Source organism: Shewanella acanthi (assembly GCF_019457475.1).
GTDB lineage: Bacteria > Pseudomonadota > Gammaproteobacteria > Enterobacterales > Shewanellaceae > Shewanella > Shewanella acanthi.
This window is the reverse complement of sequence record NZ_CP080413.1, coordinates 3,927,622-3,941,320: the sequence shown is the minus strand read 5'-3', so window position 1 is coordinate 3,941,320 and position 13,699 is coordinate 3,927,622. Positions and strand designations below refer to the sequence as shown.

The window sequence follows — 13,699 nt, the reverse complement described above, 5'->3', positions numbered from 1 at the left end:
TCAGCCCCTTGCTACTTGACTTAAGTGGGCATTCTCAATGCGAGCCACTTCTTCGGGTTGAACGTAATAGTCGACGTCATTGTCGTACGCACGGTAAATGAAAATGGCGATCGTACCTACAAGACCAGCAATCGCAAGCCACCAGATGTGCCAAATTGCTGCAAAACCAAACAGAGTGATACACAGTGCCATCATGACACCTGTACCAGTGTTTTTCGGCATGTGGATTGGTTGATAGTGCACAGGACGTTGGTAAGCAGTGCCTTTTTCTTTGGCATCGGTGAAGGCATCGATGTCAGACACTTGAGGCAGCTTAGCGAAGTTGTAGTACTGTGGTGGAGAGGCGGTTGCCCATTCCAGCGTGTGGCCGTTCCATGGGTCACCAGTGGTGTCACGGTTTTGGTCACGGTCACGGATACTCACGTATAGCTGAACGAATTGCAACACGATACCCACTAGGATGATACAAGCACCAACCGCAGCGATGTAGATCCAAATGTTCCAATCTGGGTTATCAACTTGGTTCAGACGACGGGTCATACCGAGGAAGCCCAGTACGTACAGTGGCATAAAGGCGATGTAGAAACCAATTTGCCAGCACCAGAAAGAGGCTTTACCTAAACGCTCATTTAAGTGGAAGCCAGTTGCTTTAGGGAACCAGAACGCGAAGCCCGCTAAGTAACCGAATACCGCACCACCAATAATAGTGTTATGGAAGTGAGCAATCAGGAACAAGCTGTTGTGCAGAACGTAGTCAGCACCTGGAACGGCCAGTAGAACACCCGTCATACCGCCGATGGTGAAAGTCACCATGAAACCAAGAGTCCACAGTACAGGCACAGTTAAGCGCAGACGACCGCGGTAAATGGTAAATAACCAGTTGAACAGCTTAACACCCGTTGGTACAGCGATGATCATCGTCATCACACCAAAGAAGGCGTTAACGTTAGCGCTTGAACCCATGGTAAAGAAGTGGTGTAACCACACGATAAAACCAAGGATAGAGATAGCGCCACTCGCATAAACCATTGAGTTGTAGCCGAACAGACGCTTAGAGGTAAAGGTAGAGATAACTTCTGAGAAGATACCAAACGCAGGTAAAATCAGAATGTAAACTTCAGGGTGACCCCATGCCCAGAACAGGTTGATGTACATCATGGCATTACCACCACCATCATTGGTGAAGAAGTGGAAGTCCATGTAACGATCAAGCGTCAGCATACCTAAAACAGCGGTCAGGATTGGGAACGAAGCAACAATCAGGATGTTGGCCCAAGTACAGGTCCAAGTGAAGATTGGCATTTGCATCAGCTTCATGCCTGGAGCACGCATCTTAATTACGGTGGCGATAAAGTTCACACCGGTTAGGGTCGTCCCGATACCGGATATCTGCAGTGCCCAGATGTAGTAGTCAACGCCGACCCCCGGACTGTACGCCAGTTCAGATAATGGCGGGTATGCTACCCAACCAGTACGCGCAAACTCACCTAAACCTAAAGAAATGTTGATCAGCACGGCACCAGAAGCGGTTAACCAGAAGCTGAGGTTGTTTAGGAATGGGAAGGCAACGTCGCGAGCACCGATTTGCAGTGGCAACACTAAGTTCATCAGACCGATCATAAATGGCATTGCCATAAAGATAATCATGATCACGCCATGGGCGGTGAAGATTTGGTCATAATGATCAGGAGGCAGGTAACCAGCACCACCATTGGTGGCTAGCGCCTGCTGGGTACGCATCATAATGGCATCCGCGAAACCACGGATAAGCATCACGAATGCGAGGATGATGTACATGATACCGAGACGTTTGTGGTCAACTGAAGTGATCCAGTCGCGCCATAATACGCCCCATTTTTTGTGTTTAGTGATCAAGGCTGCGATACACAAGCCTATCAAGGCGACGGCCGTGAGGGTCACCATGATGATAGGGTCGTGATACGGCACCGCATCTATGCTTAATTTACCAAGAAAAGACATGATTACTCCGCTTCCACTTTGAGAGTGGATGAGTGTTCTGTTGATGAATGGTCAGAATGGGTTGAGCTTTCCATGTCGGCCATGTTGTGAGCCTGTTCGCCCGCTTCATGGTGCATTTCCGTCATAGCTTGTTCAGCAGCGTGGTGATCCATACCTTCGTGACCAGCCATTTCGCCCTTTGCATCCATATGCATGTATTGCATAACGATTTGGTTGAACATGCCATCACTGACTGTGCTGAAGTACTCAACAGGGTTGTTTTTGCTCTTTTCAGCTAGAGCTGCGTAAGCAGCAGAATCTAAGGTATTACCCTGTTGTTTGGCTTTGGCAATCCATGCGTCAAACTCTTCATGAGTTGCAGTTGCGATTGCATTGAACTTCATACCTGCGAAGCCCGCGCCACTGTAGTTAGCCGAAATACCTCTGAAGGTGCCTGGCTCGTTAGCGATCAAATGCAACTTAGTCGTCATACCCGCCATTGAGTAGATTTGGCTACCTAATTGAGGGATGAAGAATGAGTTCATTGCCGTATCAGATGTGATCTTAAAGTTCACTGGCACGTCAACTGGGAAGGCTAATTCGTTTACCGAAGCCACACCTTGCTCTGGATAGATAAATAACCATTTCCAATCCATAGAAACTACTTCAACCGTGATTGGGGTTGCTTCGTGCTCTAGTGGTTTGTAAGGGTCTAATCTTTGTGTCGATTCCCAAGTAATAACGCCCAAAATGGCGACGATCACAAGCGGTACAATCCAAACTACAGCTTCGATTGCAGTCGAGTGAGCCCATTTAGGTGCGAACACTTCATTTTCACGTCCTTCGCGGAATTTCCAAGCGAAGTACAAGGTCATGAAGATCACAGGAATTACTACGATCAACATTAGTAGGGTTGATATGATGATCAGGTTCTTCTCATCAACACCGATTTGGCCCTTCGGGTCTAAAACGCCACCCTCACAGCCTGCGAGCATCAGGGCTATCGCCGCAAATGCCGCCTTACTTATTTTTTTAATTAACAAAGGACGATTCCTCTAACCCTAATCTTTACAACTCCTGCCAAGCAGAGATTGGCAGTAACACTAAGCGGCGTTATCCGAAAGAAGACCAAAGGGTTGGCTCGAGCAAGGCACATGAGTACCAGCCACCCCCAATACGGGTATTGAGGATCTACTTTCAGCGCGAAATGCTAAATGTGAATTTTAAATCAAAGAGTTAAATTGGTGGGGCGCGACAACCGTGCGCAAGGTGCTCGAGGGATTTTAGCCTTGGAGGTACTAAAAACTGGGCAGCGTTAGACTTATCTAAGCTGTTGGAAAACTTGAAGCCACTGTCGAGAAAACTCCACAATTGCTTGATAATTTGGGAATCGATCAGCAGTAAACTGAGTAGGCTGGCGCACACAAACTCAAAGAAGAAACCATTACTCAGAGTCAGAATTTCGCCTATGTTGAACCCGCCGCCCAAAAACACCAACACTAAGAGGTCGGCGAAAGGCAGCACAAACAGCAACCCGCAAAACAGGGTTAAGTTGGTCTTGCTGAAATCACAGAATCGAACCAGTTGGTCAATACTGTCAGCAATGATTTGGCTTAGCGCTATTTTCAATTAACTGATCCGACTTGAACGAGAGAGGAAAAGCAGGCTGATTATTATTTGCACAGCGACAACTTTTTACGCGGGCGGAGGATATCAAGAAGGGGATTTTGATGAAAGCGGATACCCAGCCCAAAAGGGCAATATCTTCAAAAAAATCTGAAAAATAACTGAATAAATGCTCTAAATTAACAAATTTAACATTATTACAACCGACTGCGTTCGCAATATTAGCTGAAAATGTGAGCTGTGCCTTAACCGCTATGCTGTAAAAGTGAGCGGAATTACCTTGACTGTTGCTTGAGATTTCAGCCGATTTAACAGCGTCAATTAGGTACGAGAAGGGGACTGGGAAAAAGCGCGTGGATGTTAACGCTGGAGAGCTTTAACGACAACACCTAAACTTAGGTGGCAATAAAATAAGCAAACTTTTGTCTATTTTAGATCTTGGATCACAAGTACTAGACTTGAGTGTAATTCCATCAATAGGGCATGATGTTCGCTAACCTGTGATACATAACCGTGTGAAAGGATTCAAAATTAAATCACTCACCGATTACCTTAAGGTCAATCTGCTCGTTGCGATAACTTATTTTGTTATTGGCAAACTGGCGCTAATGCTGGCTTTATCTCCCGGTTACTCCGCAGCGATATGGCCGCCAGCGGGCATTGCTATTGCGGCTTGTTTATTGTGGCGAGATTCAGCACCTTGGATTGGGGTTTTTGTAGGCGCTGCGTTGATCAACCTAAATGTCGGTGGATACATTCATTGGGGTTGGTTACCTTTTGCGATTGCCCTAGGGAGTAGCCTACAGGCGAAGATTTCAGCTCAGGTTATTCAACGTAGGGATCATTTGGTCACCTTCGATAATCCACGCAGCGTGGTGAAATCCAGTTTTCTGCTCGGTGGTACCTGTTTTATTGCAGGGATGGTCGGCAATACTGCACTCTTTATGTCGGGCACGATAACCTCAAACGAGCTGCTCGGTAGCTTAGTACATTGGTGGATAGGTGATTGGTTAGGCGCCATGATCTTCATTCCTTTAACATTGCTCGTGATCGATCCACGACCTATTTGGCACAGTAGACGTTTGCATACTGGATTGCCCTTGATCGTTGGTTTTCTATTCTGTGTGGGTATTTATTACTATTCCGATTTGAATCAACGCCAGCAATTGCGTGATAAATTTGAGGTGCAAGCGAATGCCATTATTAGCAATATTGAAGGGTTTCAAGAGGCAAATTTAAGGCAAATTATCTCGTTGGCGAGTTTTTTCGATAGCAGTGAGAAAGTGACCGAGCAGGAGTTTATTCAGTTTGGTCAGCGGAATAAATTGCGAACCGATGGATTTAGAGCGTGGTCGTGGGCCCCCTTAGTTTCCGTTGCCGATATGGCTCGATTTGAAGCAGCGACTCAGGCTGAAATTAGTGAGCCCTTTAAGCTGAAATTTATTGGCAATGGCAAACCTAATGACGACGGTTGGCTGGTGCCAGTGACTTACATTCAACCCCTTGCGGGTAACGAAGCTGCGTTAGGATTGGATCTCAATAGTGAGGCTATCCGCGCTGCAGCCATTGCTAAGGCTAGAACCACCTTGGCTCCAGTCATGACGGCCAAAATTACCTTAGCTCAGGATCCCCAAGGCCCGGGCGGCACACTAATTATTGCGCCAGTCTTTGACCCCCAAGGAATGATTTCCGGTTTTTGTACTGCAGTGATTGATTTACAAGAGATCATTAGCACTGTGAATCGGATACCGGGGCTACATTGGCAACTTGTGGATTTGAGTGACAATGGTTCTCTCATCTATACCAACAGTAATAAGCAATTTCCGACATTCTCAGAAAAAATCCTCAACGATGATAGTGGACTCTTTTTTAAGACGAATCTGCTACTTGCTGATCGCCATTGGCAGATTGTGATTTTCCAGTCCTATCGAGACCTGATGGGGGATACCTTAAGCCTTCCGCTGTTCATGTTATTACTCGCCTTTATTACCTGCGCAGTGATTGGCGGCATGACGCTGATTTCCACTGGTGAACGTCATCGAATTGCTGAAAAGGTTAGTGAGAAAACCATGGCGCTGTCGAAGGAGATTGCCCGTAATCAAGCTTTCCAAGCAACCTTGGTTGAGAGTGAGCAAAAATACCGAGATCTATTCGATAAAGCCCCTGTGGGACATGTGTTGAAACGTTTAGACGATGGTAGCTATGTCGCCATTAACCAAGCTTTTAGCGATATCACAGGTTATACGCTCGAAGAACTACAGGCACTCGACCCTTGGGATTTAACTCCGCTGCGTTATCAGCGGATTGAGGCCGAGCAGTTGGAGTGTTTCAAGCGCACCCAAAAATATGGTCCTTATCAAAAACACTATCGGCATAAGCAAGGTCAACTGGTTGCGGTGAGGCTCAATGGCAGCCTATTTACCAGTGCTACAGGTGAGCGCTTAATGTTGCTTATCGTTGAAGATATCACCGAACAGGAGCGCACCATTGCCAGAGCCAATCTGCTAGCACAAGTGTTTCAGCAAAGTGGTGAAGGCATTACTATCATCGACGCTAAAGATAAGATAGTCGATGTGAATAATGCCTTCACCAAAATTACTGGTTATTCCCGAGAGGAAGCAATTGGTCAGGATTGCCGATTCCTCGAAGGCGATCGCACTGATGACAGTATCGATGCCGAAATACGCTTAGCACTTGAACAAACAGGTTTCTGGCAAGGTGAAGTTTGGGATCGGCACAAAGAGGGATACGAATTTCCAAAATGGCTAATGATGTCCGCGGTGAAGGATGATACGGGGACGGTGAGCCATTATATTGCCAGTTTTACCGATATCAGTGAGCGCAAGATAAACGAGGAGCGGATCCATTTTCTCGCCCACCATGATTCGCTGACATTGCTGCCTAATCGCCATAGTTTGCAATCGCGCTTAGAAGACGTGTTTGAGGAAGCCTCTATCTCGCATAAGCAAATAGCGGTGATGTTTATTGACATGGACCATTTTAAAAACATCAACGATACCCTTGGGCACCATGTGGGGGATATGTTGTTACTTGAGGTTGCTAATCGTCTAAAAACAATTGTGGGAGATGATGAAATAGTTGCGCGCCTTGGGGGGGATGAGTTTGTGGTCGTACTCTCTGATACCGAACACGACAAGGTGACTGCGGTAGCAGAGGCACTTTGTAGTGGTTTGAACCAAGTCTATTTGATTGATAATAAGCCGCTACATTCATCGCCAAGTATTGGCATTAGCTTGTTCCCCATTGATGGTGATAGTGTTGAAGCATTAATGAAAAATGCTGACATGGCAATGTACCGCGCCAAAGCCGCAGGAAGAAACAACTATCAATTTTTTACCTCGGCGATGAACACCTTTGTCACCGAGCGTCAAAAAATAGAGATGGGGCTAAGGCAGGCAATCTCACGCAACGAGCTGAGGTTACATTATCAACCGCAGATAGATATTTACACTGGGCAGGTAGTGTGTGTTGAGGCCTTGGTGCGTTGGCATCACTCTGAATTAGGGTTAGTGTCACCGGATAGATTTATTCCTATTGCGGAAGAAATCGACATGATTATTCCTATCGGACAATGGGTGCTCGAACATGCCTTGGCACAGTTGGCGCAGTGGCGCCAATCGGGTGCTCATACTCTTCGGATGGCGGTGAATTTGTCGGCTCATCAGCTGAGGAAAGAGAGCATAGTGGCTGATATTATCGATGTGCTTGCGAAGCATCAGCTCGGCAAGGGGGCGCTCGAATTGGAAGTGACTGAAAGTGTTGCCATGTTATACCCAGAGCAAAATGCCAAACTGTTAGCCGAACTGCGCAGTCATGGAATTGAATTGGCAATCGATGACTTTGGTACGGGTTACTCTTCGCTGTCCTATTTAAAGTTATTACCTCTGGACAGGCTTAAGCTCGATCGTTCCTTCGTCAAAGAAATCGACAGCGATCCCAACGATGCCGCCATTAGCGCTGCAACTATTTTGATGTCCCACGAACTAGGATTGACTGTGGTGGCAGAAGGGGTCGAAAACGAGGAACAGTTGAAACTGTTAACGGCGATGGGTTGCGACCTTGTGCAGGGGTATTACTATAGCAAACCGTTAATTGCCGAAGAATGTTTTGCGTTTATTCAGCAGCATAGAGCGCAATTAACCTAAAAAAGAGCGCGATAATCGCGCTCTTTTGCGACTTATTCCCTATGGTGGCGCACTTGACCTTGAGCAGGGCGGCTAGAACGGTGCTCCCCACCACGCGCTGCCTGTATCTGTTGGCGAGGCTCTTGTCTTACACGAGTTTCCTGATGTTTTTGAACCGGCTGACGTTGCTCCTGTTGTCTTGGAGCGATTTGACGGTGTTCCATGCGTTGTGGTTCTGCACGCTTAACCTCTGGGCGAGGGCTAACCTGTTTTGGAGGTTGCTGAGCACGGATCTCCTGTGTACGAGGTTGGACATGACGCTGAGCATTATCCCTAGGTTGCTCCCTCGAATTTTTCAGCTGCGGCTGAGATGCTTTATTGTCGGGTCGAGCGTTATCCACGCGGCCTTGGTCTTTGTTATCTCTGGTTAGCTGCGCTTTATTATCTCGGTTTGGTAGAGCATGATTAGTCTGCGCATCGCGACGTTCTTTTAATGCCGCCTGAGTGTTTTTAAAGTTAGGTGCATGGTCGCGATCACGGCTGTAGCTATGACTACCTTTGTCGTTGCCAATCCCTTTATTACCCAAATTATGACGTGGATCATGCTGATCCTTGGGCTTTGCATATTGGCTATTATGGCGTGGGCCACCATTGGAATGCGCATCACGTGGCGAAAATTTGCCATGACTTGGATAGCGTTGTTTCACAACCGGATTATGGTAGACAACGCCTCGTCTATGCTCAGGTTTATGTTTCCAAGGTTGGGCTCCATAGCTCGCTGAATATCGATTCAGTGGACGGTAGCGATGTGAATGATGGTGGTCTATCACAACAACTCTGTGGTCATGCCAACGGAATGAGCTAAAGAAGAAGTTAAAGGAAATATTGATACCAGGTGACCAGTAAATGCTCACGCCTGGACGATGTGAGTAATAGTGGCCAAAGTCCCAATAAACTGGCGGATAAGCCACACCCCAACGCCAAGGCCCATAAACCACACGTGGGTCATAGTAAGGCACGTAGATCACTTCGGGTCTTGCGGGTTCAATAATGATTTGGTTATTGGCACGAGTAACGGCCACGTTGTCCATATCCGACAAGTTGTCCGCTTTATCTGCTTGCTGTCTTAATGACTGGATAGCATCCATGACTTGGCCCTCATCGGCCAAAAAGGCTTCTCCCAGATTCTGAGTCCAGTCTAAGTTATCCCCCATTTTCTCCAGCACAGTTGGGAAACCCATGAGTGCTTTAACACTAGGGTCCCAGTCCTTGTCTTCGGTACGAGACATCACTTGGTCGACCGATAAATTAGGATTGTCCTCTAAGTAGCGCTGCGCCTGAACCACCTCAAGCGGGTAGGTCGAGGCAATTAGAATATGGGTCAGGAGAGTATCTGGATAGAGTGCGATAGGCGCGAGCATTTGCTCAAGCTCGGCTTGGCTCATCGATGCACTCGAGCCTTGGCTAGTGGATACGCCAGCTGCTTGGGTTGGTGCAGTGAAAGGTAAAGCAATTAATGCCACCGTTAACACTAGCCATTTCCAACGAAGTAATTTGTTCATGGTTCGCTCCAATAATCCTATTTAAGGATGTTAGGGGCATAATAGGGGGGTGAACATGAACATAAGCTGAAAGTTAATCAGGGCTAATCAGGTAAATGATGTAGAAATAAACGGAGGCAATTGAACTTAAATCATTAAATTACAATTGGTTAAGCCGAATGGGTAAAGTTAACCGAAAACTTTGCTCCGCCTAAGGTTTCTGAACGTGATACTGAAATTCGGCCATTATAACTATCCACCAGATCGCTCACGATTGCTAAACCAATACCATTGCCTTGGCGATAGGAATCGGCGCGAATACCCCGTTCAAATATCTGATTTTGCATTGCTTCACTAATGCCTGGGCCATCATCTTCGATGCTGAGTTGTAATTTGTAGGCATCCCCGGTGACAGTGAGTTTGACCTTAGACTTCGCAGCCTTGCAGGCGTTGTCGAGTAAATTGCCCATGATTTCAGTGAGGTCGGCTTCATCACCCTTAAATACGGCCTTAGGTGACAGCTCGCCCTGCAGGTCTAATTGAGGGTCTCGATATATTTTCGCTAAGGTTCTTAGCAATTTGGCTGCGACATTATCGACCCTGATACCCAAATGCCAAGAAGCGGCGGCAGCGGTTTGGGCGCGTTTGAGCTGATGACTGATAATACGGTTGATGGCAGAGACTTGCTCGCTTGAGGCCTCGCTCAAATCGGCTTGGCTTTTGATCACAGCCAGAGGGGTTTTTAGGCTGTGGGCGAGATCTGATAAGGCATTGCGATAGCGTTTTCGCTGCGCCTGCTCGGTATTCAGTAAGATATTGAGCTGGCGAGCGACCGCCTGTAATTCGCTAGGATATTGGCTGCTTAACTGGGTCGATTTACCCTGCTCGACATCGCGTAGCTCCTGGGTAAAACGCGCTAAAGGTCTAATGGTCCACGCCAGCCAGCTTAATTGGAACACTAACATCACCGCAATCAAGATCAGTAACCAAGTCCACAAGAGTTGGTTGAATTCGTGGATCTGCTCCTTAAATTCCTGCTCATCCTTAATGATGTGAATAGTGACGGGCACGTTGTCGTTTTGTGTCGCAAAACTCACGCTAAAGCTGTAAATCAAATGGGATTCCCCTTCGAGCTTTATTTGCGAAAACGCACTTTGGCCTGTGGGGGGGGCGTTAAATTTGCTTAAGGGGGTAATCCCCATAAAGGATTGTGAATGCCAGACGATACTCTGATTGTGCTCAGCGTCTTCGGTCGTGGCGATAGCATAAAGTCCTGATTGAATAAGGTTAAAACGATTTTCAAGCACTAGTTCGGGAATGAATATCTGCTGATTTTCGACCTCGGTAACAGCCAAAACTGAATAGACATAGGCACTTAGCTCATTTTTAGCTGAGCTACGTACTTGTTCGGTAAAGGCATCATTGAGGGCGACGCCAATCAGCGGTAAAAGCACCAAAATGAACAACAGCACGCTGAGGACGAGCCGAGTTTTAAGCGAATTGAGCAGTTGCCAACGAAACACTCGCTTAGTCATTGGCGCCTTGCTCAGAAGAAATCACTCTCAAGCGATAGCCTTGTCCACGCAGGGTTTCAATCAGATTGTATTGATTGTCTGGGTCGAGCTTTTTGCGCAAACGGCGAATAAAGACTTCGATGACATTGGAATCGAGGTCAAAATCCTGATCGTAAATATGTTCGGTTAATACTGTTTTCGATTTTACTTCACCTGGGTGGAGCATAAAAATTTCAAACAATTTGTATTCTGAGCCACTTAAGGTTATCAACTCCTCCCCCTTACGGACCTCTAGGCTACTGGTATTGAGGCTAAAGGGGCCATTAGTGATAACTGGGCTAGCTTTTCCCGCAGAGCGGCGAATGAGCGCCTTTAAACGGGCGATCAGTTCTTGGGGATGGAAGGGTTTGGTGAGGTAGTCATCGGCGCCAGCGTCTAAGCCTTCAACTTTATCTTGCCAGCTATCTCGAGCCGTTAAGATTAAAATTGGAAAGTCACGTTCCTTTTGGCGCACCTGTTGAATCAAGCTAATTCCATCAAGCTTTGGCAGACCAACATCGATAATGGCAGCATCGTAATTGTATTCAAGGGCTTGAAAAAGGCCTTCTTCGCCATCGCTGGAAGCATCTACGCTGTAATGGGCATCGAGTAAATGCTGTTTTAAATTGCTTTGCAGTTCTAAATCGTCTTCAACCAACAGCAGTCGCATAATTATTTCCTCGACACGCGCCCAGAAGCAGCGTCAACCGATACTGAAAACACTTGGCCATCATTATTGAGGATTTTGACCCTATAACCTGCGCCGCTCGATTGGACGCTTAATACTTTACCGCGGTATTGCCGCTGAGCAATAGCAACAGCTTGATCTGGACCGTTCACAGCAAGACGACGCTGTTCAGTCTTCGCCCCCTGCTCACGGGATTGATGACGATCCTGATGTTTATCATTGCCCGCCTTGGCGCCAAAGGAGAGGCATAGGCAAGCGACTAGGGTCAGTGTCAAACCAAGTTTCATATCTGTTACCCGCGAATGTATCGGCGATCCTGAATGAGTAGTCTGAGGGATACTTATCGAGATGATAATTTTCCTATCACCTTAACAAACATAAAGAGATCAGCCAATTGGTAAACACAATTCAGTTAAATATCATTGTAAATTGATGTGATCAGCACCGTGACTACGTCAAATTCGGTGACTCATCTTAACCTCCACACTCTTTTTATCTGAGACGAGAGTGGCATTTTCTACAAAGTGGTTCGAGTATTAATCACCCTAGATGAATTGTCGCTGAACGCATTTTTAAACCAAATTTACTTGGTGTTTTGATGTTCAGCGTGCGTTCACTTTACTTGCTCTTTAATGTGGCCAATTTAGAAAGGATTTTCGTGGGGTTTTACAAATGAACACATTTAAAAAATTAACCGTAAAAGACAAAACCAATTCGCTATTGGTGACCTCTACAGCCATCGCAGCATTGTTGGTCGGTGCCTTTTCGGTCAGTGCTGAACCTCTTGAAGCTTCAAGCCAAGCACCAACATCTATTGATCCCTTTAGTGTCGGTAGCGTGGGTATAGTAAAAAAGGCCGATGAAGGCGAAAATGCACTACAACAGCAGCAAGCGATGGAGTTACTTAAGCAATCTGCGCCTGCTCAAAGTGTGGGGGATGCAGCCGTCGCAGCGGTAAAATCCTTTGCACCTTCATTATCACCACGAACTTCCGGTACCAAAGTACAGCTAGTGGGTGCCACACCTAAGACCCGAGACCAAGTGATTGCCGAGCATCTGAGTCAGCCAATTCCAACGTCTAGCGCCAGCACTGCCGATCCCTATCGTTCGCCGGTTTATCACGATTTTGCTATCTATGAAGCCTATAGCCGCTTATTTGAAGACTTTGATTACGATGGTTTTTATCAAACTTTTAGTGTCACCTTCGATGTAGACGTATTCGGTGCTTACCTCAACGAGCGTGCCGACCTTTATGCCGAACTCTATTTGAGCCGTAATGGCGGCCCTTGGGTACACTATTACACCACAGATGTGTTCACTATTTATGGTGATTCGACAACGGATGATTACGAAGTACTGACGACCCTTTATTCGGGTTATAGCACTGACTATTACGATGTGTTGATTGATGTTTACGAGGTTGGTTATAGCGATATAGTCGCAACCATCAGCGCGGATGAAACCGATGGTCTCTATGCCTTGCCGCTAGAGAGCAGCGATCGCGACCAGGGCAGTGAAGTCATTATCGTTGAAGAAAGCGGCGGTGCCTTGTCATCTATCGGCTTGTTATTCCTTGGCTTATTCGGAGCAACTCGTCTGAAACGGGCAAAGGCATAATTTCTCTCCGTGTTTCTGGGAGGAGTTTCGAGCTAGTATGGATAGGTTAATTTAACTAAAGGAAGAGAGACATGATTGCTCAAGGTCAAACATTACCCGCTGCAACGTTAAGCCAACTGACTAAAGATGGCATGGTGAATCATCAAGTTACCGAGCTATTTGCGGGTAAAAAAGTGGTGTTGTTCGCTGTTCCTGGCGCGTTTACCCCAACCTGTTCAGAAGCCCATTTACCAGGTTATGTGGTATTGGCCGACCAACTGAAGTCTAAAGGTGTTGATTTAATTGCCTGCGTATCAGTCAACGATGCCTTCGTAATGAAAGCCTGGGGCGAAGCGCAAAATGCCTCTGAACTGATGATGTTAGCCGATGGCGATGCGAGTTTTACTAAGGCGTTAGGTCTGGAAATGGACACCGCAGGTTTTGGTGGTGTTCGCTCACAGCGTTATGCCATGATCATCGACAATGGCGTCGTCACTACGCTAAATGTTGAAGCGCCAAAGTCATTCGAAGTGAGCAAAGCTGAAGCGATTCTCGCTGCGCTGTAATAAGCACTTCAAGCGATAGAATTAA

Annotated in this window: 10 protein-coding genes; 3 read left to right on the top strand and 7 right to left on the bottom strand. The window is 46.7% G+C overall.

Annotated features, from left to right (window positions below; translation table 11 throughout):
* From cyoB to K0H61_RS16875, 3 genes are all read right to left on the bottom strand, one after another.
* Positions 1-1,980: a cytochrome o ubiquinol oxidase subunit I gene (gene cyoB / locus K0H61_RS16885; protein ID WP_220050614.1), complete on the bottom strand. Its 1,980-nt coding sequence runs from the start codon at positions 1,978-1,980 to the stop codon at positions 1-3.
* Positions 1,981-1,982: 2 nt separating this feature from the next.
* Entirely contained in the window at positions 1,983-3,002 is a 1,020-nt protein-coding gene (cyoA, locus tag K0H61_RS16880) for a ubiquinol oxidase subunit II (RefSeq protein ID WP_220050613.1), read from the bottom strand.
* A gap of 193 nt (positions 3,003-3,195) precedes the next feature.
* Positions 3,196-3,588 (bottom strand): hypothetical protein, encoded by a 393-nt coding sequence (locus tag K0H61_RS16875; protein ID WP_258405975.1) that lies wholly within the window; start codon positions 3,586-3,588, stop codon positions 3,196-3,198.
* 500 nt (positions 3,589-4,088) lie between these two features.
* Between K0H61_RS16875 and K0H61_RS16870 the strand changes: the two genes are divergently transcribed.
* Positions 4,089-7,751, top strand: coding sequence for an EAL domain-containing protein (locus K0H61_RS16870; protein WP_220052790.1), 3,663 nt, complete (start codon positions 4,089-4,091; stop codon positions 7,749-7,751).
* Between the two features lie 32 nt (positions 7,752-7,783).
* Here the strand turns inward: K0H61_RS16870 and K0H61_RS16865 are convergent, their stop codons facing one another.
* The 4 genes from K0H61_RS16865 to K0H61_RS16850 form a co-directional block, all read right to left on the bottom strand.
* Positions 7,784-9,292 (bottom strand): DUF3300 domain-containing protein, encoded by a 1,509-nt coding sequence (locus K0H61_RS16865; protein WP_220050612.1) that lies wholly within the window; start codon positions 9,290-9,292, stop codon positions 7,784-7,786.
* Between the two features lie 149 nt (positions 9,293-9,441).
* Positions 9,442-10,806: an ATP-binding protein gene (locus tag K0H61_RS16860; protein WP_220050611.1), complete on the bottom strand. Its 1,365-nt coding sequence runs from the start codon at positions 10,804-10,806 to the stop codon at positions 9,442-9,444.
* Positions 10,799-11,494: a response regulator transcription factor gene (locus K0H61_RS16855; protein ID WP_220050610.1), complete on the bottom strand. Its 696-nt coding sequence runs from the start codon at positions 11,492-11,494 to the stop codon at positions 10,799-10,801. The genes K0H61_RS16860 and K0H61_RS16855 overlap by 8 nt, the downstream gene beginning before the upstream one ends.
* Positions 11,495-11,496: 2 nt before the next feature.
* The gene (locus tag K0H61_RS16850) at positions 11,497-11,799 is read right to left on the bottom strand and encodes a PepSY domain-containing protein (protein WP_220050609.1); all 303 of its coding nucleotides are present in this window, start codon (positions 11,797-11,799) and stop codon (positions 11,497-11,499) included.
* A gap of 385 nt (positions 11,800-12,184) precedes the next feature.
* Between K0H61_RS16850 and K0H61_RS16845 the strand changes: the two genes are divergently transcribed.
* Both K0H61_RS16845 and K0H61_RS16840 read left to right on the top strand, forming a co-directional pair.
* Positions 12,185-13,129 (top strand): choice-of-anchor H family protein, encoded by a 945-nt coding sequence (locus K0H61_RS16845; protein WP_220050608.1) that lies wholly within the window; start codon positions 12,185-12,187, stop codon positions 13,127-13,129.
* A 71-nt stretch (positions 13,130-13,200) separates the two neighbouring features.
* On the top strand, positions 13,201-13,674 hold the full coding sequence (locus K0H61_RS16840) for a peroxiredoxin (protein ID WP_220050607.1): 474 nt from the start codon (positions 13,201-13,203) through the stop codon (positions 13,672-13,674).
* Positions 13,675-13,699: the final 25 nt, after the last annotated feature.